Raw genomic sequence first — 22299 nt, 5'->3', positions numbered from 1 at the left:
GTGGCGGCGACCACGTGTGCGGCTCGCCGGGCGGGGCCCGGGCGCCTGCCAAGCTGGGGCGCATGACCAGTCGCAAAAACCCGCTCGTCGTCGTGGCCGTGCTGATCCTGGCCCTCCTGGCCGGGGCCGGGTACCTCCTCGCCGACAGGGGGAGCAGCCGCTCCAAGGCCGCCGCGAGCCCCACGGCGGCCGCCGCCGCGGGTTCTTCGACGTCCACGTCCTCGGCTCCCAAGCCCTCGGCCCCCAAGCCGTCCCCACCGGCCGGCGGCGCCCCCTCCGCGGCCGGCACCTGGGTCCCCGCCGACCCCGCGCTGGCCGACGTCTGCCGCACCAAGCTCCCCAGCCAGGCCCAGGACACCCTCGGCCTGATCGCCAAGGGCGGGCCCTACCCGTACAGCCGTGACGGCATCGTCTTCGAGAACCGCGAGAGCCGCCTCCCCAAGAAGGCCGGCGGCTACTACCACGAGTACACCGTGGTCACCCCGGGCTCCGACGACCGCGGCACCCGCCGCGTGGTCACCGGCACCGCCGGCGAGCAGTACTGGTCCGGGGACCACTACGCGACGTTCCAGGAGATCGACCCCCGCTGCTGAGCCGGCCTCCCGGCCCCGTCCTTCCGGCCCGACCTGGCCCGACTCGACCCGACCTGGCTCGGCTGATGGAAAGTACTTTCCATCCCGGAAACAGGGTGCCATGGTGGACGCTCTCGAAGAGGCCGGGTACGTCGCCGTGAAGAAGGGCTACGTCGGCAAGCGCCCCCGCACCTGGCTCGCCGCCACCAGGGCGGGCCGCAAGGCCCTGGCCGCCCACCTCGCCGAACTCCAGCGCCTGGTGACCGCCGCCGAGGCGGCCTCCGCCCGGCATGCCGGGCATGCCGGGCGGACCGTCAGTGGGCCCGGCGCCACGTGATCCGGCCGTGCGGGCCGTGCGGGCCGGTGGTGACCAGGGCGGTCAGTTCGTGCAGCACCGGTGCCGGGTCGCGGCGGAGCTGGACCGGCGTGGTGCGGACCACCGGGAGGCCGGTGGCGGTGAGCCGGTTGGCGCGGGCCAGGCCGCGCTCGTGATCGGCCGGGCGCAGGTGCCAGGCGCGGGAGTCGATCTCCAGGGCCACGCAGGCGTGTGGCCAGTAGGCGTCCGGGACGGCGAGGAAGCGTCCGTCCAGGAAGAGCACCGGATTCCACAGCGGTTCGGGCAGGCCCGCGTGTGACAGCAGCTCGTGGGCCTCGCCCTCGACCACCGAGCGCACCCCCGCGGTGAGGTCCTCCACCACCCGGGCCACGTGCGGCAGTCCGAGCACGCCCGGCCGGGTCAGCAACTGGTCCAGCAGTTCGCCGAGTTCGCAGTGCCGCCGCTGGACGGCCTCCGCGCACAGCGCCCGGAACCGACGCTGCCCGGTCTCCCTCGGGGCGAGGTCCGCCAGCGCCCGCGCGACCGTGGTGCTCCACAGCCCGTCGTCCCGCTCGAAGCCGCCCGGCATCGCCCCGCCGGCCCGGTGGATCCGGACGAACTCCCGTTCCCCGACGCGGCGTTGGCGTGGAATCAGGACGTCGACCGCGTCTAGGTCGGCCGGGTGCCCGGCGCTCGGCAGCCCGGCGTCGGCCAGTACCGCGAAGCCGGTCAGCAGCACCTCCCCCGGCTGCGGCTCGTGCCCCTTCGGCGTCGCATAGGCCAGGGCGGCCCGCAGTTTCTGATGGGCCGTCAATCTCCCGCTCTGCAGGCAGATCACCCGGGGCAGCACCTGCTGCCAGGGTCCACCCGGCCGCAGCCGGTGGGCGATGGTGCCGGAGGGCACCCCGAGCCGGCGCAGCTGCGCCCGGGTGGCGATGTGCTGCTGGTCGGCGCCGAGCAGGGCGACCGGGTCGAGCGGGTTCGCGCGGGTCATGTCAGGGTGCTGCCCGCCCCGATCGGAGGTATGCGAAACATCCCTCGTCGGGGGCGTTCCGGCAAACGTGTTGACGAAACGGCGGCCGACCGGCTGAGCTGGCGCCCATATGACAACTCCACACACCGGCCCGGCGCTCGACGCGCTCCGGGGCCTCTCCGTCGGCGACGCCCTCGGCGCCCAGTTCTTCGTCCCCGAAACCGCCCGCGCCCACCTCGCCGACCGCACCGACCCGCCCGGCCCCTGGCCGTGGACCGACGACACCGAGATGGCCTGCTCGGTGCACGCCGCCCACACCGAACGCGGCACGATCGACACCTTCGACCTCACCCACGCCTTCGCCCGCCGCCACGACTTCGACCGCGGCTACGGCCCGGCCGCCAACCGGATGCTGCGGCTGATCCGCGAGGGCGGCGACGCGAAGCGGCTCGCCGCCGAACTCTTCGACGGCCAGGGCTCGTACGGCAACGGCGCCGCGATGCGGGTCGCCCCGCTCGGCGCCGCGTACGCCGAGGACCTGGACGAGGCCGTCCGGCAGGCGGCCCGGACTGCGGTGGTCACCCACACCCACCCGCAGGCGGTGGACGGCGCGATCGCGGTCGCGGTGGCGGCGGCTCTCGCGGTCCGGGCGCGGACCGAGACCATGACGCCGAAGACCTTCCTGGGCAGGGTCGCCCACCACACTCCGCTGGGCGCCGTCCACGACGGCCTGACCGAGGCGATCGGGCTGCTCGCCGAACCGGACCTCCGGGTCGCCGCCCACGTACTCGGCAACGGCAGCCGGACGTCGGCTGCCGACACCGTCCCCTACGCCCTGTGGTGCGCCGCCCGCCGGCTGACCGACTACCGGGCCGCGGTGTGGGAGGCGATCGCAGCGGGCGGGGACATGGACACCGTCGCGGCGATCACCGGGGGAGTGGTCGCCGCCCGCACCGGCACGCGCGGCATCCCGGCCGCGTGGACGGCCGCGCGCGAGCCGCTGCCCGGTTGGGCGTTCCCGGAGCCGGACAGCATCCCCGACGGCCGGGGCCGTGAGGAGATGCTGGTGCCGCGTCTCTTCCCGGTCCCGGACGTGGTGTGGACCGACGAGCAGTGGCAGCGCATCCGGACCGGGTCCGATCCGGCCGCGATGGACCACCGCTGGCAGGTCCTCACCTATGAGGGCACCCTGCGGCTGTGCCACCCGGACGGCCCGGCCCGCTGGGAGGTGACCGTCGCCCGCGTCCGGAACGGCTGGCGCCCGGTCTCCGCCGTCGCCGAGACGGCCCACCACCGGTTCCCGACGGACGCGGACCGGAGCCCCCTGCTCCTCGCTCGGCTCCTGAGGAACGCCGCCGACGGTGAGTGGTCCCCGGTCAGGCCGTGATCATCAGCTGCCCGGCGCCGCTGCCGCCCTGTCTAAGGCACTCCTGGTTGATCGCCGGATCCGGGGCGCTCGGCGAGGTGGCGGCGGCGATCCGCATCTCGATGATGTCCCGGACGGCCGGCCACTCGGCGTCGAGGATCGAGTAGAACGCGGTGGACCGGACCACCCCGTCCAGCCCGCGCGAGTGGGCCCGGCGCACGCCCTCGCCCGTCGCGCCGAGCCGCTCGATCGCGGCGCGCGAGCGCAGGTTGCGGGCGTCCGCGCGCAGGGAGATCCGCTGCACGCCCCAGGTTTCGAAGGCGTGGCGCAGCATCAGCAGCTTGGCCTCGGTGTTGATGCCGGTGCCCTGGGCGCGCGGCGAGAGCCAGGTGTTGCCGATCTCGGCGGCGTCCGGGACGGCCGTGGCGGGATCGCCGAACGGCACACCGGGCACCGGCGGCCACACCATCGGGCCCTGCCAGTAGTCCAGTTCCAGGAACCGGGTGGAGCCGACCACCCGGCCGTCGGCGACGTTCACCGTCGCGAACGGCAGCGACCGTCCCGAGGCCTGGTCGGCGAGGGCCCGCGCGATGTAGTCGCGGGCCGCTTCCAGGCCGTGCGGAACGGGGGTGAAGGCGTAGGTCGTACGGTCCTCGGCGCCGGCCTTGGCGATGGCCTCGGCGTGGTGCGCGGCGAGGGGCTCCAGCCGCACGGTGCGGCCGGTGAGGATGACAGGTACGGGCACGGAACCTTCGGTCCTTCATCGGTCGGAGGGCGCCTCCCGGGCCGGGGTGCGGCTCGGGATGCGGTTTCGGGGTTCGCCCCGGCCCGGGTCCGTCCGCCCGGGTAGCCGTGCGCGCCGGAGGATCCGGTCGGGCGGGGCGGGGGCGGCGGCCCGGAACGGGCGGCGCGGGGTGCCGGAACGGACACGGGTCCTCGGACCGGTCCGGCGGGAAGTGCGAGGGGACAGTGTGCGTCCGCGAAATGGCCGAGAAGGAAACGAGAGCGCGAAGGGAAGCAGGCGGCCAGGTGAAGGCAAGATGCGTCGTGGGTGGCTGGCCGAGCACCGGACCGGGACGTGGCCGACGGCGTTACGGACGACGTGACGACGACGCGACGATGCGAGGCAGCGAGAGGACGATACCCGCCAGAAGGCGGTGCGTCACTTCGCGGCGCGCGAATGGCGGCGCGGCCTGTTGCGGCGCACCTCGGAACGGGCCCTCGCAGGCCTGTGACCAGGGGATCTTCCGTCGGGTGCGATCATGGTCCGGAGGGGTCGGCCGAGGCTCCGGACGAGTCGTCCGGCGTGGCGGGAATTCCGGCGGTGCCCGGCACGCTGGACAGGACGAGAAGCCGGTGGGACGACGAGCAGAGAACGGGGTTGGGTGCGCGGTGCGTGACTTCCAGGCGCTGTACGAGCTGGATCAGCAGGGCGTGGCCGCGGTGGCCACCGCCACCGCGCAGTTGCGCGACACCGGCGCCGGCTTGGTGCTGCTCCAGCACTTCGAGGGCTTCATGGACGCCGGCGAGGCCGGCGGCCAGGTGGTGGCCCACCTGCTGGAGACGGGATCGCCGCAGGTGGTGGCCCGTTTCGACCACGACCGGCTGGTCGACTACCGGGCCCGCCGTCCGGCGATGGTGTTCGACCACGACCACTGGACGTCCTACGACCCGCCGGAGATCCTGCTCCAGCTCGTCCACGACGCCGCCGGCGCGCCGTTCCTGCTGCTCACCGGCCCCGAGCCGGACGTGGAGTGGGAGCGCTTCGCGCGCGCCGTCCGCGAGCTGGTGGAGCGCTTCGAGGTCCGCCTGTCGATCGACTTCCACGGCATCCCGATGGGGGTGCCGCACACCCGCCCGGTCGGCCTGACGCCGCACGGCAACCGGCTCGACCTCGCGCCCGGGTACCCGCAGTGGTTCGAGCAGGCCCAGGTCCCGGGCAGCGCGCAGGCGCTGCTGGAGTACCGCCTGGCCGAGGCCGGGCACGACGTCCTGGGCTTCGCCGTGCACGTCCCGCACTACGTGGCCCGCTCGGCCTACCCGGCGGCGGCCGTGCTCGTCCTGGAGGCGGTGCAGTCCGCCACCGGGCTGGTGCTGCCCGGCACCCGGCTGCGCGAGCGGGTCGGCGAGGTCTACGCCGACATCGAGGAGCAGCTGACCCACGGGGACGGCGAGTTGCGTTCGGCGATCCGCGGCATGGAGGGCCAGTACGACGCGGTGGCGGGCTCCGAGGACCGGGAGAGCCTGCTGGCCGAGCCGGTCGACCTGCCGTCGGCGGACGAACTGGGTCGGCGCTTCGAGCAGTTCCTGGCCGAGCACGAGCGCGGCGCGGAGTAGTCGGGAGCGGGCGCGGAGCCGGCTCCTCCGGCGCGGCCCCGGGGGCCCTGACGGGAACGCGGATTCCCCTTGGGAGGATTTCGCGAAGGCGGGAGTCATCGTCGACGGCCGCTCGTTGGAGCCCGAGGTGCCCGGGGGACGGGCTGCCGTGAGGAGCCGACCGTGACTCGTCGTACCCCCGGGGGGATGCCATGCCCAGGACCACACGCCCGACCGTCGCCCTGACGGCCGGGCTGGCCGCGCTGCTGCTGGCCGGATGCACCGGCGGAGGCGGTTCGGACAGCCAGGGGAAGGACCTCGCAGGCGCGGTGCCCGGCCGTGCGAAGGCCGGCGCGACCCCGTCGCCGACACCCACCCCGCCACCCACCGGCCCGTACGTCGCGCTCGGCGACTCGTACACGGCCGGCATGCAGATCCCCCCGCAGACCGGCGAGCCGCGCGGCTGCTCCCGCTCGGCGGTCAACTACCCGTCCCTGGTGGCCAAGGGCCTCGGGGTGGCGTCCGGGCAGTTCCGGGACGTCAGCTGCACCGGCGCCACCACCGTGGACCTGACCGCGGCGCAGGACACCGGCAACGGCAGCAACCCGGCCCAGCTGGACGCGCTGAGCGCGGACACCCGGCTGGTCACCCTCGGGATCGGCGGCAACGACGCCGGTTTCATGGAGGTCGTGACCGAGTGCGCCAAGGACAACCTGATGGACGTGGTGAAGGGCGTGATCAAGCAGACCCGCGCCGCCTCGCCCTGCCGTGACCACTACTCCTCCGCCGACGGCGCCGACGAGGTCCAACACAAGGTGGACGCGGCCGGCGACCGGCTCGGCGGGATCCTCCAGGACATCAAACGGCGCTCCCCGCAGGCCCGGGTGTACGTGATCGGGTACCCGACGCTGCTGCCGGTCGAGCCGTCGGGCTGCCTGCCGGTGCTCGGCAAGACCGTGGCCGTCTCCGACCTGGGCTTCCTCTCGGAGAAGGAGCAGCAGCTCAACGGCATGCTCAAGAAGCACGCGGAGGCCGCCGGAGCGGTGTTCGTGGACACGGCCGGACCCTCGGCCGGGCACGACATGTGCGCGGGGGAGGACCAGCGCTGGGTCGAGCCCCCGTTCCCGGCCCGCGGAATGGCGCCGATCCACCCGAACGCCAAGGGGCAGGAGGCGGTGGCCGGCGTCGTCCTCAAGGCGCTCCGGGGCTGAGCCGTCCGGGTGAGGAGGATTCACCGGGACGGGCACCCGCGCGCCGCGCGGCGTTCACGCCCCGGCCCGCGCTCCTTCGCGCGCGGCATACCCCGCGTGTCAGGGGCGCGGCGTACCGTGAGTGCCATATGGATGACACCACGCACCGCCTCGCCGCCCCGATCCCGTACGACCACGCCGCCGAGGCCCGCTGGGTCCCCGAACCCGACAAGCGCCCGGGCCGTACGGCGTTCCAGCGCGACCGCGCCCGGGTGCTGCACTCGGCGGCGCTGCGCCGGCTGGCCGGCACCACCCAGGTGGTCGCCCCGATGCGCAGTGACTTCCCGCGCACCCGGCTCACCCACTCCCTCGAATGCGCCCAGGTCGGGCGGGAGTTGGGCGCGGCCCTGGGCTGCGACCCGGATCTGGTGGAGACGGCCTGCCTGGCCCACGACATCGGCCACCCGCCCTTCGGCCACACCGGCGAGGAGGCCCTCGACCAGGCCGCCGAGGAGTGCGGCGGCTTCGAGGGCAACGCCCAGTCGCTGCGCATCCTGACCAGGCTCGAACCCAAGCGCTTCGCCCCCACGGAGGAGCCGTCGACCCGGCTCGCCCCCTGGCCCGGCCGCAGCGTCGGCCTCAACCTGAGCCGCGCCGCGCTCGACGCCGCCACCAAGTACCCGTGGACCAAGGGCACCCACCCGAGCGACCCGGCCTCGCCCAAGTACGGCGTCTACGCCGACGACCTGCCGGTCTTCCGCTGGCTGCGGGCCGGATCCCCGGCCGGGCGCAAGTGCTTCGAGGCCACCGTGATGGACTGGTCCGACGACGTGGCCTACTCCACCCACGACGTCGAGGACGGCCTCCAGGCCGGCCACATCGACCCGGCCGTGCTGCGCGCCCCGAGCGAGCGCGCCGAGCTCTTCAAGGTCGCCGAGCGCTACGCCCCCGACGCCGAGCCGGAGGAGCTGGCCGCCGCCCTGGACCGACTGCTCGCCCAGGAATGGTGGCCCCGCTCGTACGACGGCACCGCGCGCGACCGGGCCGGGCTCAAGGACCTCACCAGCCAGCTGATCGGCCGCTTCTGCCTGGCCGCCGAGCAGGCCACCCGCGCCCGCTACGGCCCGGGCCGGCTCACCCGCTACGCCGCCGAGCTGGTGGTGCCGCGGGACGTCCGGCTGGAGTGCGCGGTGCTCAAGGCGGTCGCCGTCCGCTTCGTCATGCAGCGCGACGAGCAGGCCCAGCTGCGGGCCCGCCAGCGGATCGTGATCGCCGAGCTGGCGTACGTCCTCACCCAGCGCGCCCCCGAGGGCCTGGACCCGGTGTTCGCCGCGATGTACCGCGAGGCCGAGGACGACCGCGCCGCCCTGCGCACGGTCATCGACCAGATCGCCACCCTGACCGACGCCTCGGCCCTGGCCCTGCACGCCAAGCTCGTCGGCGCGGCCTGGGCGTAGCCGGTCCGCCGTTCGACCCGACCCCTCAACCCGGCTGGTTAACCCGGCCGGTTAACCCGGCCGCCCCAGTAGACTTCCGGGGTGGCCGGGCGGATCAGGGACGAAGACGTACAGGCGGTGCGCAGCGCACTGCCGATCGACGCGGTGGTCGGCGACTACGTACAGCTGACCAATGGTGGCGGTGGCGAGTACAAGGGCGTCTGCCCCTTCCACGACGAGAAGTCCGCCTCGTTCTACGTGAACCCCGCCAAGGGCGTGTTCCACTGCTTCGGCTGCCAGGAGAACGGCGACACCATCGCCTTCCTGATGAAGATCGAGCACTTCACCTTCGCCGAGGCCGTCGAGCGGATGGCCGCCCAGGCCGGCATCACACTGCGCTACGAGGAGGGCGGCTACAGCCCCCGCCACCAGCAGGGCGAGCGCACCCGCCTGGTCGAGGCGCACAAGGTGGCCGCCGCCTACTACCGGGAGCAGCTGACCTCGCCGGAGGCGGAGATCGGTCGCCGCTTCCTGGCCGAGCGCGGCTTCGACGAGGAGGCGGCCGCGGCCTTCGGCGTCGGCTACGCCCCGGTCGGCTGGGAGCACCTGGTCCGCTACCTGCGCGGCAAGGGCTTCACCGACAAGGAGATCCTGCTCGGCGGCCTGGCCTCGCAGGGCCAGCGCGGCGGCCTGATCGACCGTTTCCGGGGCCGGCTGGTCTGGCCGATCCGGGACATCGCCGGCGAGGTGGTCGGCTTCGGCGCCCGCCGCCTGCGCGAGGACGACAACGGCCCGAAGTACCTGAACACCCCCGAGACGCCGATCTACAAGAAGTCCCACGTGCTGTACGGCATCGACCTGGCGAAGAAGGAGATCGCCAAGTCGGGCCGCGCGGTGGTGGTCGAGGGCTACACCGACGTGATGGCCTGCCACCTCGCCGGGGTCACCTCGGCGGTGGCCACCTGCGGCACCGCCTTCGCCGAGGACCACATCAAGATCATCCGTCGGCTGCTGATGGACACCTCGCAGTACCGGGGCGAGACGGTCTTCACCTTCGACGGCGACGCGGCCGGCCAGAAGGCCGCCCTGCGGGCCTTCGAGGACGACCAGAAGTTCGCCGCCAAGACCTCCATCGCGGTGAGCCCGGGCGGCATGGACCCGTGCGAGCTGCGCTTGGCCCAGGGCGACGAGGCGGTCAAGCAGCTGATCGACAACCCGGTCCCGCTGTTCGAGTTCGCACTGACCTCGGCGGTGGCCCGGCACCGGGTGGACACCCCGGAGGGGCGCTCGGCGGCACTGGAGGAAGCGGCCCCGATCGTCGCCAAGATCAAGGACCGCTCGATCCAGCACGAGTACGCCGTCCGGCTGGCCGGCATGCTCGGCATCCTGGACGAGCCCTTCGTCGTCCGCAGGGTCTCCCAGCTGGCCCGCTGGGACCGCGAGCGCCAGCAGAATCCCCGCGGTGCCGCGCAGCGCCGCCCCGAACCGGTACAGCCGCCGCGCCCCGCGCAGCAGGCCTTCCGGCTCAACCCGCGCAACCCGGCCCAGTTCGTCGAGCGCGAGCTGCTCAAGTTGGCCCTGCAGCACCCGGACCTGGTCAGCCCGGCCTTCGACCACTACGGCGACGACGAGTTCCCGACCCCGCCGTACACCGCCGTCCGGCAGGCCGTCGCCAAGGCCGGCGGGGCCGCGTACGGGGCGACCCTGCCGGACTTCACCAGCGCGGTGCGCGAGGCGTCCCCGGACGACCGGGTGCGCTCGCTGGTCACCGAGCTGACCGTCGAGCCGGTGCGCTCGCGCCGCAAGGTGGACGCCGTCTACGCGGGGGAGTTCCTGGTCAAGCTCCGCCTGCTGGCCGTCGACCGCAGGATCGCCGAGGTCCGCGGCTACCTCCAGCGGCTCGGCCACCGGGCCGACACGGAGCAGCTGCACGCGGTGCAGACCGAGCTGTGGCAGCTCCAGCAGTACGGCGATCAACTGAAGAGCCGGGGCGCCGCCGCCCTGTAGCACTCGCTGCACAGAAAGTCGGCGCACGAGTCTCGGCCACGGAGTGTGGCGTACCGCACACTGGAGGGCGTCTCACCTCCGTACAGCGCGGGTCCGCCAGAGTCGCGCCCGCCCCGAGGGGATGCCCGTGGAGCAAGGCCTCGCCGCAGCGACCACCACCAGCACGAGAGCGAACCCCGCCGAACCGGCGGGGGAGCAGGAGACCGACCACGGCCGGGCCGGGGCAGCGCCCCCGGACGGCGCGCGCGTCCCTGCCCAGGGCCTGCCGGAAGGCCACCCGGACAGCCCGGAGCCCGAGCCGGAGCCCGAGCCGGAGCCCGAAGCGGACACCGGCGGCGATGCCGAGCGCCCTGCCGACCACGATGCCGACGCGGCGGACGAGCGCCGCGAGCCGGCCGACAGCAGCGGGCCGGGCGCCGACCTGCTGCGCCAGTACCTGCGCGAGATCGGCCGGATCCGCCTGCTCACCGCCGCCGAGGAGGTCGAGCTGGCCCGCCGGGTCGAGGCCGGCCTGTTCGCCGAGGAGCGGCTGAACGGGGCCCCGCCGTCCGACCCGTTGGCCGGGCAGCTGGACACCCTGGTGGTGCGGGGCCGGATCGCCAAACGCCGGCTGATCGAGGCCAACCTGCGCCTCGTCGTCTCCGTCGCCAAACGCTACGTCGGACGCGGGCTGACCCTGCTGGACCTGATCCAGGAGGGCAACCTGGGCCTGATCCGGGCGGTGGAGAAGTTCGACTACGCCCGCGGCTACAAGTTCTCCACCTACGCGACCTGGTGGATCCGCCAGTCGATGAGCCGGGCCCTGGCCGACCAGGCCCGGACGATCCGGGTGCCGGTCCACGTGGTCGAGCTGATCAACCGGGTGGTCCGGGTCCAGCGGGGCCTGCTGCAGGAACGCGGCCTGGAACCGACGGCGGCCGAGATCGGCGCCGCCCTGGGACTGACCGAGGAACGGGTGCGGGAGCTGCTCCGGCTGGCCCAGGAGCCGATCTCGCTGCACACCCCGGTCGGCGAGGAGGACGACGTCGCGTTCGGCGACCTGATCGAGGACGCCGACGCCGCCTCACCCGCCGAGTCCGCGACCTTCCTGCTGCTGCGCCAGCACCTCGACGCGGTGCTGGCCACCCTGGGCGAACGGGAACGCCAGGTCGTCCAGCTCCGCTACGGGCTGGACGACGGCCGCCCGCGCACGCTGGAGGAGATCGGCGCGGTGTTCGGCGTGACACGGGAGCGGATCCGTCAGATCGAGTCGAAGACGCTGGTCAAGCTCCGCGACCACGCCTTCGCCGAGCAGCTGCGCGGGTACCTCGACTAGGACGGTGTCGGCGAGTCGCTCGGGGCTGCCGGGGCCGTCGCCGGGGTCGTGGCCGGTGTGGTGGCCGCACCCGCTCCGGTGCCCGGCGGCGGCGAGGCGGGGCCGATCGGGATCGGGGTCGAGGCCACCACGGCGGCCAGGTCGAAGATCTCCTCGGTGCAGCGGTCTCCGCCCGGCTGGTGTCCGCAGAGGTGGAAGCCGATCGTCGGGTCCGCCGCGTTCAGCATGTTCGAGTAGTTGTCGTAGCCGTAGTGGATGAGGGCCTGCTCGCTGTCACCCGTGCTGTTGATGATCGTCGCGAAGTCGTTCGGCTCGCCCTCGGTGATCGCGGCCCACGCGGCCTGGCACGTCTGGCTGTACCGGAGGTAGATGACCACCTTGCCGATGACGTCGGTGTACAGGGTCCGCGCGTCCTTGCCGCAGCCGGTGTACTTGGGGTCCCGGTGGTCGCAGCCGAGGGCCTGGCAGGTGGGAGCGGCGGGGATGGGCTTGCCGGTGGCGCCGGTGGCGCCGGTGGTGCCGGTGGCGGCCGGGGACGTGGTCGGGACCGGTTCGGCGACCGCCGTCGGCTGACCCTCGTGCCGGGCGGCGCGCAGGCCGACCAGCACCAGCAGGGCTGCCAGCACCGCCGCGCCGGAGACCAGCGCCGCCGGGCGCCGCCACCAGACGACGGGGGCGGGCTCCGGATCCTGGCCGGTCACCAGCGCCTCGTCCGGTTCCCCGGCGGACGCCTCGCCGTGCGACGCCTCGTCGGAGGTCACACCGGGCTCGTCGGAGGACGGCACACCGGTTTCGCCGGGGGACGGCCCACCGGGCGGCGGCTCCGCGGCCGGGGAGTCCTGCGCCGACGGCTCGGCCGGTTCCCCCGGCACCGCCGCCCGCTCCCACAGCGCCCGCAGCGCGGCCCCGTCGCAGTCCACTGTCCCGATCAGCGCGTCCAGTGCCTGCTCGGTGACGACCCGCTTGCCGTTCAGCCAGCGCTCCCAGGAGGCCCGGCTGTAGTGCGTGCGGGTGGCCAGCTCGGACAGTGAGAGTCCGGCGGCGTCCTTGATGGCCCGGAGTTCCTCGGCCAGGCTTCTGGCGGGCTCGGACAGCTCCTCGGGCAGGTTCTTCCAGGCGGAACCCATGCGGCCTTCCAAAGATCAGGGACGGAACGGGGGAGGGAGACGGGCGGAACGGGCTCCGGCCCGGGCCGTTCGGGTGTCTCCGTTGTCTCCAACCTCATCGGCCTGGCGTCTCAATCCCCTGGTCATGGCGCTGAGACGGACGGAAGTGTCTCACAAGCCCCGGAGACGCTCGAACAGTTATCCGGCCATCGTGCAGAGTTCTCTCACCGGAGCGGTTGGCCGCCCGGTGGGTTCGTCGGATACCGGACGGTCACGTGCCGTTCGTCCGAAATCCGTCCCGGTTCCCCCACCGAGCCGGGGCAGCCTCGCGGGGGGAGGCTGCCCCGGCCCGTCCGGGACAGTCCGGCGGGAGGGCGCTTCACTGCGCCCTCCCGCCGTGACGTTCCCGTGGTGTTCCCGTCGATGTCCCGCGGCGTTCGCTCAGTGGTGGAAGCCCGACCGGGCCGGCACCCCGAGCTCCTTGAGCGGGACGGGCTGGCGCCGCAGTTCCGGCACCAGCCGGTGGAGGTCGGCCAGCAGCAGGTCGCCGAGGTCCCGGGAGAAGCCGTTGCGGCAGACCACCCGGAGCACCGACAGGTCCTCCCGGTTCGCCGGGAAGGTGTACGCGGGCACCTGCCAGCCGCGCTCGCGCAGCCGCCGCGAGACGTCGAACACGTCGAACGGGACGTCCCCTTCGGTGGTGAAGGCGAACACCGGCAGCTGGTCGCCGCGGGTCAGCAGCCGGAAGCAGTCCAGCGCGCCGATCTCCCCGGCCAGGTAGGTGGCGACATCGCGGGAGGCGCCCTGGACGGCCCGGAAGCCCTCCCGGCCGAGCCGCAGGAGCACGTAGTACTGGGCGATCACCTCGGCGCCGGGACGGGAGAAGTTGAGCGCGAAGGTCGGCATCTCGCCGCCGAGGTAGTTGACCCGGAAGACCAGTTCCTCCGGCAGCGCCGCCTGGTCGCGCCAGAGCGCCCAACCCACGCCCGGGTAGACCAGGCCGTACTTGTGCCCGGAGGTGTTGATCGAGGCCACCCGGGGCAGCCGGAAGTCCCACACCAGCCCGGGGTCGAGGAAGGGCGCCACCATGCCGCCGGAGGCGCCGTCCACGTGCACCGGGACGTCGATGCCGGTGCGCTCCTGGAACGCGTCCAGGGCCGCGCAGATCTCCGCGATCGGCTCGTACGAACCGTCGAAGGTGGAGCCGAGGATGCCGACCACGCCGATGGTGTCCTCGTCGCAGAGCGCGACCGCCTGTTCGGCGTCGAGGTGGAAGCGCTCGCCCTCCATCGGCGCGGTGCGCGCCTCGACCTCCCAGAAGTTGCAGAACTTTTCCCAGCACACCTGCACGTTGACGCCCATCACCAGGTTGGGCCGGGCCCCGGCCGCGTAGCGGTCGGGGTTGCGGCGCATCCAGCGGCGCTTGAGCGCCATGCCGGCCAGCATGCAGGCCTCGCTGGAGCCGGTGGTGGAGCAGCCGACCGCGGTGTCCGGGTCGGGGGCGTGCCAGAGGTCGGCGAGGATCGCCACGCAGCGCCGCTCCAGTTCGGCGGTCTGCGGGTACTCGTCCTTGTCGATCATGTTCTTGTCGAGGCACTCGGTCATCAGCCGGTTGGCCTGCGTCTCCATCGACGTGGTGACGAAGGTGGCCAGGTTCAGCCTGGCGTTGCCGTCCAGCATCAGCTCGTCGTGGATCAGCTGGTACGCGGTCTCGGCCGGCACGGGGCCGTCGCCGAGCCGGTGCAGCGGCGGGGCCAGCTTCATCGCGCCCAGCGGGTCGGCGGCGGCCGTGAACGGAGCGACGCTCAGCCGGCGGTCCCCGGCGGCTCCCTTGTGCAGCGCCATGGCATCCTGCCGCCCTTCGTGTCGGTGGTTGTGTCCCGTCCCACGCTGCCACCGGGCGCCGGGTGACGCATCTTCACCGGCTGCCACCCCGAACGGCGGTCAGGCGCCACCCCGGCGGGCGGTCAGGCCGCCGTCTCCGGGTGGATCTGGCCGCGGGCGGCCCGGTACTGCCGGCGCACCGCCGAACCGATCGCCAGGTCCTGCTCCCCGTCGGGCTCGACGGTCTCGGCGTCCGGCAGCTCCCACTCCGGCGGCTCCGGGGTGCCCGCCAGCGCCCAGGCGGCCTGCCGGGCGGCCCCGCGGGCGGCGTGCGCGCCCGGCGGCGGCACCACGACCGGGACGCCGAACAGCATCGGGGCGATGTGCCGGACGGCGGGCAGCCGCCCGGCCGTGCCGAGCAGGAACACCCGGTTGATTCCGACGCCCTGGGCGCGCAGCACGTCCAGCGCGTCCGCGATGTTGCACAGCATGCCCTCGACGGCGGCCCGGGCCAGGTGCTGAGGGGTCATCGCGTCGGCGCGCAGGCCGGTCAGGGTGCCGGCCGCGTGCGGCAGCGCGGGGGTGCGCTCGCCGTCCAGGTACGGCAGCAGCACCAGCCCGTACGCGCCGGGGGAGGAGTGCAGGGCGAGGTCGCTCAGGCCCTCCAGTTCCAGGCCGAGCATCGCGGCGGTGGAGCGCAGCACCTGGGCCGCGTTGAGGGTGGCGACCATCGGCAGGTGCCGGCCGCTGGCGTCGGCGAAGGAGGAGACCAGGCCGGAGGCGTCCACCACGGCCTCCTCGTGCACCGCGAAGATCGTCCCGGCGCTGCCGAGCGAGACCACCGCGTCGCCCGGGCGCAGGCCCAGGCCCAGGGCGGCGGCCATGTTGTCGCCGGTGCCGGCCGAGATCAGCAGGCCCTCGGGGGTGTGCCCGGCGGGCTCGGCGGGGCCGAGGACGTCGGGCAGCTTGAGTTCGTGGCCGAGGGCCAGTTCGACCAGGTCCTGGCGGTACTCGCCGGTGATCGGCGACCAGTAGCCGGTGCCGGAGGCGTCGCCGCGGTCGGTGGTGCGGCGCTTGGGGTGGCCGAGCAGCTGCCAGACCAGCCAGTCGTGCGGCAGCAGCACCTCGGCGACCCGGCGGGCGTTGGCCGGCTCGAACTCGGCCAGCCAGCGCAGCTTGGCGATGGTGTACGTCGGGGCGGGCACGGCGCCGATCGCGGCGGTCCAGCCGGCCGGGCCGCCGAGGGCGTCCAGCAGCTTGGCGGCGGCGCCGCTGGAGCGCGGGTCGTTCCACAGGATCGCGGGCCGGACCTGTACCCCGCCCGCGTCCAGGCCGATCATGCCGTGCTGCTGCGCGCTGACGCCGATCGCCCGGACGCCCTCCAGCAGGCCGCCGGCCGCGGCGTCGCCGAGCGAGTGCAGCCAGACCTGCGGGTCGGCCTCGCCGGGGCGCAGGTCCTGGTCCTCGGGGACGGGGTGCGGCGCCTTGCCGGAGCGCAGGACGGCGCCGGTTTCCGTGTCGCACGCGACGATCCGGGTACGGCTGGTCGAGCTGTCTATCCCCGCGACGATGGCCATGTCGAGATCATGCCTCAGCCCGGCCCGGGACGCGTCCGGGCCGGGTGAGCCGTTGCCGCTTCGCGACCCCGCGTTGGGGCGCGCTTTGCCGTGGCATCACCGCCCCGTCACGGGCGGAAGGTACCCCAGCCGTCGTCCTCCGTCCGGGCCCGGTTGAAGTACGGCACCCGGTCGGTGACGGCCGACGGCAGCCGGTCGCCGACCCGGTCGGCGACCGCGCCCGCGGCCTTCCCGGCCACCGCGCCGGCCTGGTGCTTCGCCCGGTCGGCGGCGCCCTGCACTGTGGGGTTCTCGGCGATCTGCCGGGTGACCTTGGCGATCTGCTCGTAGCGCTGACGCCCGGCTCGCGAGCCGAGTACGTAGCCGGCCGCGAACCCCGCGGCCAACGACAGCTTCCACATGGTCGGATCCACCCTCTCCTGGCGGCCTTCTGCCGCATTGCCCTACCCGTCCGTCGGGACGGCGAACCGTCGTCCGCGTCCCCAGCATCCCCGGGAGCGGCTGCGGGCGCGCGCGGGGCACGCCGGGCGGCAACCCCGGGGCAACCGGCGAAAGCGATTGGCGGACCACCCCCCCGAGTGCGCTAATGTATGTCCCGCAGCGAGCGCCACGGAGTCCGGGAAACCGGAGGCCGGGGCGGAAGCCGATCCCCCATAGCTCAATTGGCAGAGCAGCCGACTGTTAATCGGCAGGTTATTGGTTCGAGTCCAATTGGGGGAGCTCGGGACGAGGCCCTCCGGGTCCTCTGCCCGCCCGTGGTACGGAAGTCGAGTGCCGCGATCCCGCATAGCTCAATTGGCAGAGCAGCCGACTGTTAATCGGCAGGTTATTGGTTCGAGTCCAATTGCGGGAGCTGCACCGGGTGCGCCCGGTGACTGCTCAGAGCGAAGGCCCCTCGGTCGACCGGGGGGCCTTCGTGTTGCCGCCGCCCGGTGTCGCGTACGTCACACCGTGACGGCCGCCCCGGCGGGCCCCGGAATCAGGTGGTCGCCTTCCGGTAGAGGTCGGTCACCCGCTGGTCGAAGGCGACGCTGTACGAGGTGCCCGGGGTGTCCCCGCCCTCCTGGTAGCCGCCGATCACGCCGACCACCGTGCCCTTCTCGGTCACCCACGGGCTGCCGCTGGTGCCGTCGGTGTAGCCGCCGCAGTCGAAGCGTTCCTGGGTGGCGCTCTGCGAGCGGGTCCGGACCGAGCAGGTGATCGGCTCGTCGCTCTGGTTCGGGTAGCCGGTCACCGAGACGGACAGCCCGAAGCCCTGCCCGGTGCCGATCGGGTTTCCGCCGACCGCGTCCTCGACCTGCCGGCCGTCCACCGTGCCCACCGTGACGAACGCCACGTCGTACTCCGGGTCGTCGTCGGACGCCCAGCGCGGGTCGACGGTGACCGACCGCACCGGCCAAGTCCCGTACGGGGTGGACCCGTTGCGGTAGCCCGGGGTGAACACCAGGCCGTCCAGCAGGCCGATCCGGCGGCTCTGCACACAGTGCGCCGCCGTCACCAGCAGGTTGTGCCGGGGGCTCTGCACGACACTCGCGGTGCACGCCCGGGGGCCCTGCGCGGTGTGGATGGAGAGCGTGCCGATCCGGTCCCGCGCGGGGCTCTGCTGCGCGACCTCGGCGGTCGGCGCCCCGTCCTGCCCGCCGCACGCGGTGCCGGCGGCGAGCAGCAGGGCGGCCAGCGCGGCCGTACGAACCGGGCGCGCGGGCCGTACCGGGCGGGGGGCCATCGGGGCTCCGTCTCGTTCCTCGGGGCGGGCACCGGGCCGTGCGTTCCGCCGTTCGTGAGGAAGATCTACCAGGCCGTGCCGGGCGGCGCCACCGTCGGGTTCCCGGTGCGGCGCCGGTCAGCCGGTGGCGCGGTCGTACAGCGCCTGGACGCGGTCGCCGAAGTAGCTGCTGTACGAGGTGTCCGGGCTGTCGCCGCCCTCCTGGTAGCCGCCGATCACGCCGACCACGGTGCCGGTCCTGGTGGTGGGGTCGAAGTCGGTGACCCAGGGGCTGCCGCTGGTGCCGCCGGTGTAGTCGGGGCAGTCGATCCGCAGCTGGGTGGGGCTCTGTTCGGAGGTGGTGTTGGAGCAGGTGATCGGGACGTCGCTGCTGCCCGGGTAGCCGGTGACCTTCACCGGGACCCGGTAGCCGCGGTTGACGCCCAGTCGGTTGGCGCCGAGCACCTGCTGGACCTGCTGCCCGTTCTGGGCCTGGACGACCGCGAAGGCGACGTCCATGTCCGGGTCGGCGTGGTCCTTCCAGCCGTCGTCGACGGTGACCGCCAGCAGCGGCCAGACGCCGCTGGGGGTGTCCCCGTCCCGGTAGCCGGGGACGAAGACCAGGTCGGCGCGCTGACCGAGCTTCGGGTCCCAGACGCAGTGGGCGGCGGTGACGATGAGGTTGAGCCCGGCGCTGTCGACCACGCTGGCCGTGCAGAAGTGGTCGCCGTCGGCGTTGCGGGTGAACACCGCGCCGACCAGGCCGTTGAGGACGCTGGGCTTGGCGGTGCGGGTGACTCCGGTGCGCCGGCCGACCGCCCCCTTGAACCGCTGCCTGCTCCAGCCGTGGCTGCTCCCCGAGGCGGCCGTGGCCGGTGCCGAGGTGACCGTGGGGACGCCCCCGCCGGGCCCCGCCGAGGTCGTGCAGCCCGCCGCGGCCAGCACCGTCGCGAACAGCCCGGCCACCACCCCCGCCCTACGTATCGTCATCCGCCCAGGCTGCCCCGGACGGGCGTCGCGCCGCCACCCGGGCTGCGCCGCCCGGAGAGGCGCGCGCCGTCCCGCACCCAGGTGCGCCCCCGGCGCGCACCACGGGTGATCGACCGGCTATGCTGCCCGGGACGGCCTCGCTGGGGCCGTCTGCTGCTGCCGTGGCCGATCGACCGGCGCGCGGCGAACCGGGGCGGTAGCTCAGCCGGTTAGAGCAGGGGACTCATAATCCCTTGGTCGTGGGTTCGAGTCCCACCCGCCCCACCTTCTCGATGCGCGACGAGTGCCGTACGAGCGCGTATGACCGTCCGCGGGCAGGCCCTGAGCCGGAGCTCCGCCGCCTGCGACGACGCGAGTCTAGGACGCGGCCACTCCCTTTCCCCGGGTGGCGCGCCGGAATTCACCCGCCTGTGGGCATCGGCCCCGGCGTCCCCTGGTGGCTCCCCGGCCCTGTGCCCCGTCGGCGCCCTGTCGGCGGCGCGTCGGTGTTCCCGGTGTCGGCCCCCTGGTGCGGTGCGCGGAAAAAGTGATATCACTTTGCCATCGGATGCGGACGCTCGTTGGAGGAGTCGGTCTCATGGCCACACCGCGTTTCACCGTCGAAGACGGACCTGCCCTGGACCTTCCGGTCCCCAAGATCACCGAGCGGCTCATCACCGGGGCCGCCGGGTTGCCGGTGCTCTTCGGTGCGCTGCTCGGCCTGGTCGCGGGGGCCGGGTCGATCATCGGCGGAGGGGTCCAACTGGCGGACGGGCAGCAGGGGTTGGGTGCCGGACTGATCGTCGTCGGGCCGCTGCTGCTGCTGGGCTCGCTGCTGACGCTGTGCGGGCTGACGGTGGTCTCGCCCGGTCAGGCCCGGGTGGTGCAGTTGCTCGGGCGCTACCGCGGCACGGTCCGTGCCGAGGGCCTGACCTGGATGAACCCGTTCACCAGCCGTCGGCACATCTCCCTGCGGATCCGCAACCACGAGACCGAGACCACCAAGGTCAACGACGCGGACGGCAACCCGATCGAGATCGCCGCCGTGGTGGTCTGGCAGGTCGAGGACACCGCGATGGCCATGTTCGAGGTGGACGACTACACCGACTTCGTCGCCATCCAGACCGAGACGGCCGTGCGGCACATCGCCAGCAGCTACCCGTACGACGCCCACCAGGAAGGGCAGTTGTCGCTGCGCGACGGGGCGGACGAGATCGCCCGCAAGCTCTCCGCGGAGATCGCCGCCCGGGTCGCCTCGGCCGGGGTTCGGGTCGTCGAGTCCCGGATCTCCCGGCTCGCCTACGCGCCGGAGGTCGCCCAGGTGATGCTGCAGCGTCAGCAGGCCGGGGCCGTGGTGGCCGCGCGCAGGCTGATCGTCGAGGGCGCCGTCGGTATGGTCGAGGAGGCGCTGGACCGGCTCGCCGAGCGCGACGTGGTGGAGTTGGACGAGGAGCGCAAGGCCGCCATGGTGAGCAACCTCCTGGTGGTGCTCTGCGGCGACCGCGGCACCCAGCCCGTCGTGAACACGGGCTCCCTCTACCAGTAAGGCGCGGCATTGGCGACGGAACGGAAGAAGATCCTGTTGCGACTGGACCCTTCAGTTCACGACGCACTCGCCCGCTGGGCCTCGGACGACCTGCGCAGCACCAACGCGCAGATCGAGTTCCTGCTCCGCCGCGCCCTCACGGACGCGGGCCGGATGCCCGGCGGTGCGAACCGGATTCCCCGGCGCGGACGCCCGCCCAGGGAGAGCCCGGAGGACGGCGAATCCGACGCCGAATGATCGGACGGTTCCACCCCACTGCCCACAGCTTTGGAGTCCACCATGGACGTGCCCGCCAATCTGCCGGAGAAGCTGTACCTGCTCGCCTACGACCCCGAGCGTGAGCGGCTCACCGCCACCGACCGGCTCGACCTGGTGCTGCGGGCGTCGGCGCTGGTCGAACTCCTGCGGCGCGGACTGATCCGGGACGACGGCCGACACCCGGCCGCCGTCGAGGGGGTGCAGGCCGAAGGCCTCGACCCGCTCTCCGCCGCCCTGCTGGAGCAGATCCGGCAGGGGCGTCGGCGCAGCTGGCGGAGCTGGGTCGGCCGCAACCAGGGCTCGACGGCCCGCGCCGCACGGGTCGTCCGGAACGGCCTGGCGGCGGCGGGCCGGATCCGGATCGAGGAGCGCCGGGTGCTCGGGCTGTTCCCGTTCTCCCGGGTGATCCTGCCGGAGCCCCGGCTGCGCAAGTCGGTGATGGCGTTGGTCGGTTCGGCGCTGAAGGGCCCGCTCAGCCGGGTCGAACCGGCGGACGCCGCACTGGTCGCGCTGGTCGACGCCGCCCGGCTGGGCTCGGCCCTGTCCTGGCGCCGGCGCCGCGAGTTCCGGGCCCGGATCGACAAGCTCGCCCCCGCGGCGGGCCCCGTCCCGCGCGCCCTGCGCCGGGCGGTCAACGCCAGCCGTGCCGACGGTTCGACGGGGGGCTGACCCACCCCTGCGCCGTGAGCCCGGTCGCCGATCCGGCGGTCGGGCTCCACGCTGCCCGGGGGCTACCCGCTGCCCGCACGCCCGGCCCGTACGCCTGGCCCGTACGCCCGGCCCGTTCGCCTGGCTCGTTCGGGCCGGCCCGTAAGCTGGCCGGGTGCTCGAACCCGCCCTGCTGCCGACCCCGCTGGTGGACTGCACCGACGAGGCGTTCGCCCGGGCCGGGGTGGAGCTGCGGCTCAAGCGGGACGACCTGCTGCACCCGACCGTTCCCGGCAACAAGTGGCGCAAGCTCGCGCCCAACCTGGCCGCCGCCGTCGAGCGGGGCCACACCCGGCTGCTGACCTTCGGCGGCGCGTACTCGACCCACCTGCGGGCCGTCGCGGCCGCCGCCGGGGCACTCGGGCTGGAGAGCGTCGGACTGGTTCGCGGCGAGGAGTTGGCGGACCGGCCGCGCAACTGGTCGCTGCGGGCCGCCGAGGCGGCGGGGATGCGGCTGGAGTTCCTGACCCGGGCCGCGTACCGGGAGGCCACCGGCCGAGCCGGCAGCGCGGACCCGACGGACGACGGCGCCCCGGACGACGGCGGTACGGACGACGGCGGTACGGACGACGGCGGTACGGACGACGGCCTGCAGCGCCGCTGGGGCCCCTGCCTGGTGCTCCCGGAGGGCGGCTCCAACGCCCTGGCCGCCGTCGGCGCGGCCGCGATCCCGGCCGAACTGCCCGATCTGGGCGCACGCGACGTGGTCTGCTGCCCGGTCGGCACCGGCGGCACGCTGGCCGGCATCGCGGCGGGCCTGCCGCCGGGCGCTCGGGCGCTCGGCGTGGCCGTGTTGCGCGGCGGCGAGGGGTACCTGGAGGCGGAGGTCGCCCGGCTCCATCTGGCCGCGTACGGACGCGAGTTCGACAACTGGCGGATCGACCACGCGCACCACGGCGGCGGCTACGGCCGGGTCCCGGCGGACCTGGCGGCCTTCGCCGAGCGGTTCGAGCGCCGCCACGGCGTCCCGGTGGAGCGGCGCTACGTCGCCAAGCTGCTCGCCGGGCTGGCCGACCTGGCCGGGGCGGGCGCCTTCCCGCGCGGCACCCGTCTCACCGCCGTGGTCACCGGGCTGCCGGACCCCGAGTAGCCGGGACCCCGGGTCCGGTGGCCGG

At 73.9% G+C, this 22299-nt stretch carries 20 protein-coding genes and 3 tRNA genes; 15 read left to right on the top strand and 8 right to left on the bottom strand.

Going from position 1 to position 22299, the window contains the following annotated elements:
- The first annotated feature begins 62 nt into the window (after window positions 1-62).
- Window positions 63-593 carry a ribonuclease gene (locus ACZ52R_RS04510; protein WP_465752712.1) on the top strand — a complete coding sequence of 177 codons (531 nt, stop codon included), beginning with the start codon at window positions 63-65 and terminating at the stop codon, window positions 591-593.
- A 100-nt stretch (window positions 594-693) separates the two neighbouring features.
- Window positions 694-909, top strand: a complete 216-nt coding sequence (locus tag ACZ52R_RS04505) for a transcriptional regulator (protein WP_465620206.1) — start codon at window positions 694-696, stop codon at window positions 907-909.
- Here the strand turns inward: ACZ52R_RS04505 and ACZ52R_RS04500 are convergent.
- Window positions 887-1882, bottom strand: coding sequence for a hypothetical protein (locus ACZ52R_RS04500; RefSeq protein WP_465752711.1), 996 nt, complete (start codon window positions 1880-1882; stop codon window positions 887-889). The two genes, ACZ52R_RS04505 and ACZ52R_RS04500, sit on opposite strands and share 23 nt — an antisense overlap.
- Window positions 1883-1991: 109 nt before the next feature.
- Here ACZ52R_RS04500 and ACZ52R_RS04495 point away from each other — a divergent pair, with 109 nt between their 5' ends.
- On the top strand, window positions 1992-3248 hold the full coding sequence (locus ACZ52R_RS04495) for an ADP-ribosylglycohydrolase family protein (RefSeq protein ID WP_465662730.1): 1257 nt from the start codon (window positions 1992-1994) through the stop codon (window positions 3246-3248).
- Here ACZ52R_RS04495 and ACZ52R_RS04490 read toward each other — a convergent pair.
- A complete protein-coding gene (locus ACZ52R_RS04490) occupies window positions 3238-3972 on the bottom strand; it encodes a GNAT family N-acetyltransferase (protein ID WP_360504220.1) in 735 nt (244 codons plus the stop codon). The genes ACZ52R_RS04495 and ACZ52R_RS04490 overlap by 11 nt on opposite strands.
- 647 nt (window positions 3973-4619) lie before the next feature.
- Here ACZ52R_RS04490 and ACZ52R_RS04485 point away from each other — a divergent pair.
- The 5 genes from ACZ52R_RS04485 (at window position 4620) to ACZ52R_RS04465 (ending at window position 11491) form a co-directional block, all read left to right on the top strand.
- Entirely contained in the window at window positions 4620-5564 is a 945-nt protein-coding gene (locus ACZ52R_RS04485) for a PAC2 family protein (protein WP_360504218.1), read from the top strand.
- 191 nt (window positions 5565-5755) lie between these two features.
- A complete protein-coding gene (locus ACZ52R_RS04480) occupies window positions 5756-6754 on the top strand; it encodes an SGNH/GDSL hydrolase family protein (RefSeq protein WP_465752709.1) in 999 nt (332 codons plus the stop codon).
- 128 nt (window positions 6755-6882) lie between these two features.
- Window positions 6883-8190, top strand: coding sequence for a deoxyguanosinetriphosphate triphosphohydrolase (locus tag ACZ52R_RS04475; protein WP_360504214.1), 1308 nt, complete (start codon window positions 6883-6885; stop codon window positions 8188-8190).
- Between the two features lie 81 nt (window positions 8191-8271).
- Entirely contained in the window at window positions 8272-10176 is a 1905-nt protein-coding gene (dnaG, locus tag ACZ52R_RS04470; protein WP_465752707.1) for a DNA primase, read from the top strand.
- Window positions 10177-10297: 121 nt separating this feature from the next.
- Entirely contained in the window at window positions 10298-11491 is a 1194-nt protein-coding gene (locus ACZ52R_RS04465; RefSeq protein WP_465662734.1) for an RNA polymerase sigma factor, read from the top strand.
- On the opposite strand, the gene ACZ52R_RS04460 is transcribed toward ACZ52R_RS04465, so the two are convergent.
- From ACZ52R_RS04460 to ACZ52R_RS04445, 4 genes are all read right to left on the bottom strand, one after another.
- The gene (locus ACZ52R_RS04460; protein ID WP_465752705.1) at window positions 11488-12618 is read right to left on the bottom strand and encodes a helix-turn-helix domain-containing protein; all 1131 of its coding nucleotides are present in this window, start codon (window positions 12616-12618) and stop codon (window positions 11488-11490) included. The genes ACZ52R_RS04465 and ACZ52R_RS04460 overlap by 4 nt on opposite strands.
- A gap of 420 nt (window positions 12619-13038) precedes the next feature.
- The gene (locus ACZ52R_RS04455; protein WP_465620220.1) at window positions 13039-14442 is read right to left on the bottom strand and encodes a glutamate decarboxylase; all 1404 of its coding nucleotides are present in this window, start codon (window positions 14440-14442) and stop codon (window positions 13039-13041) included.
- Window positions 14443-14564: 122 nt separating this feature from the next.
- Window positions 14565-15998, bottom strand: coding sequence for an FGGY family carbohydrate kinase (locus tag ACZ52R_RS04450; RefSeq protein ID WP_360504204.1), 1434 nt, complete (start codon window positions 15996-15998; stop codon window positions 14565-14567).
- Window positions 15999-16105: 107 nt separating this feature from the next.
- Entirely contained in the window at window positions 16106-16411 is a 306-nt protein-coding gene (locus ACZ52R_RS04445) for a hypothetical protein (RefSeq protein ID WP_396287800.1), read from the bottom strand.
- 234 nt (window positions 16412-16645) lie between these two features.
- Here ACZ52R_RS04445 and ACZ52R_RS04440 point away from each other — a divergent pair.
- A tRNA-Asn gene (locus tag ACZ52R_RS04440) sits at window positions 16646-16718 on the top strand.
- Between the two features lie 60 nt (window positions 16719-16778).
- A tRNA-Asn gene (locus tag ACZ52R_RS04435) sits at window positions 16779-16851 on the top strand.
- A 126-nt stretch (window positions 16852-16977) separates the two neighbouring features.
- Here ACZ52R_RS04435 and ACZ52R_RS04430 read toward each other — a convergent pair.
- Both ACZ52R_RS04430 and ACZ52R_RS04425 read right to left on the bottom strand, forming a co-directional pair.
- Window positions 16978-17724: a trypsin-like serine peptidase gene (locus ACZ52R_RS04430; protein WP_465620221.1), complete on the bottom strand. Its 747-nt coding sequence runs from the start codon at window positions 17722-17724 to the stop codon at window positions 16978-16980.
- Window positions 17725-17841: 117 nt separating this feature from the next.
- A complete protein-coding gene (locus ACZ52R_RS04425) occupies window positions 17842-18693 on the bottom strand; it encodes a trypsin-like serine peptidase (protein ID WP_465662740.1) in 852 nt (283 codons plus the stop codon).
- 190 nt (window positions 18694-18883) lie between these two features.
- Here ACZ52R_RS04425 and ACZ52R_RS04420 point away from each other — a divergent pair.
- From ACZ52R_RS04420 to ACZ52R_RS04400, 5 genes are all read left to right on the top strand, one after another.
- Window positions 18884-18957 (top strand) — tRNA-Ile (locus ACZ52R_RS04420).
- Between the two features lie 313 nt (window positions 18958-19270).
- Window positions 19271-20218 (top strand): SPFH domain-containing protein, encoded by a 948-nt coding sequence (locus ACZ52R_RS04415; RefSeq protein WP_465620224.1) that lies wholly within the window; start codon window positions 19271-19273, stop codon window positions 20216-20218.
- 9 nt (window positions 20219-20227) lie between these two features.
- Window positions 20228-20455, top strand: coding sequence for a type II toxin-antitoxin system antitoxin (locus ACZ52R_RS04410; protein ID WP_360504194.1), 228 nt, complete (start codon window positions 20228-20230; stop codon window positions 20453-20455).
- A 42-nt stretch (window positions 20456-20497) separates the two neighbouring features.
- Entirely contained in the window at window positions 20498-21145 is a 648-nt protein-coding gene (locus tag ACZ52R_RS04405; RefSeq protein ID WP_465620226.1) for a GOLPH3/VPS74 family protein, read from the top strand.
- 154 nt (window positions 21146-21299) lie between these two features.
- Window positions 21300-22274, top strand: a complete 975-nt coding sequence (locus ACZ52R_RS04400; RefSeq protein ID WP_465620227.1) for a 1-aminocyclopropane-1-carboxylate deaminase/D-cysteine desulfhydrase — start codon at window positions 21300-21302, stop codon at window positions 22272-22274.
- Window positions 22275-22299 lie beyond the last annotated feature (25 nt).

The sequence above is a fragment of the Kitasatospora sp. NPDC034023 genome, from assembly GCF_055575795.1.
Note: the sequence above shows the minus strand (reverse complement) of the source record. Positions and strands in the feature narration are given on the sequence as shown.

Coding starts and splice junctions, on each gene's coding strand:
- ACZ52R_RS04450 (WP_360504204.1), bottom strand. CDS start 15,998: ATGGCCATCGTCGCGGGGATAGACAGCTCGACCAGCCGTACCCGGATC.
- ACZ52R_RS04510 (WP_465752712.1), top strand. CDS start 63: ATGACCAGTCGCAAAAACCCGCTCGTCGTCGTGGCCGTGCTGATCCTG.
- ACZ52R_RS04475 (WP_360504214.1), top strand. CDS start 6,883: ATGGATGACACCACGCACCGCCTCGCCGCCCCGATCCCGTACGACCAC.
- ACZ52R_RS04425 (WP_465662740.1), bottom strand. CDS start 18,693: ATGACGATACGTAGGGCGGGGGTGGTGGCCGGGCTGTTCGCGACGGTG.
- ACZ52R_RS04415 (WP_465620224.1), top strand. CDS start 19,271: ATGGCCACACCGCGTTTCACCGTCGAAGACGGACCTGCCCTGGACCTT.
- ACZ52R_RS04460 (WP_465752705.1), bottom strand. CDS start 12,618: ATGGGTTCCGCCTGGAAGAACCTGCCCGAGGAGCTGTCCGAGCCCGCC.
- ACZ52R_RS04430 (WP_465620221.1), bottom strand. CDS start 17,724: ATGGCCCCCCGCCCGGTACGGCCCGCGCGCCCGGTTCGTACGGCCGCG.
- ACZ52R_RS04495 (WP_465662730.1), top strand. CDS start 1,992: ATGACAACTCCACACACCGGCCCGGCGCTCGACGCGCTCCGGGGCCTC.
- ACZ52R_RS04405 (WP_465620226.1), top strand. CDS start 20,498: ATGGACGTGCCCGCCAATCTGCCGGAGAAGCTGTACCTGCTCGCCTAC.
- ACZ52R_RS04455 (WP_465620220.1), bottom strand. CDS start 14,442: ATGGCGCTGCACAAGGGAGCCGCCGGGGACCGCCGGCTGAGCGTCGCT.
- ACZ52R_RS04480 (WP_465752709.1), top strand. CDS start 5,756: ATGCCCAGGACCACACGCCCGACCGTCGCCCTGACGGCCGGGCTGGCC.
- ACZ52R_RS04465 (WP_465662734.1), top strand. CDS start 10,298: ATGCCCGTGGAGCAAGGCCTCGCCGCAGCGACCACCACCAGCACGAGA.
- ACZ52R_RS04500 (WP_465752711.1), bottom strand. CDS start 1,882: ATGACCCGCGCGAACCCGCTCGACCCGGTCGCCCTGCTCGGCGCCGAC.
- ACZ52R_RS04505 (WP_465620206.1), top strand. CDS start 694: ATGGTGGACGCTCTCGAAGAGGCCGGGTACGTCGCCGTGAAGAAGGGC.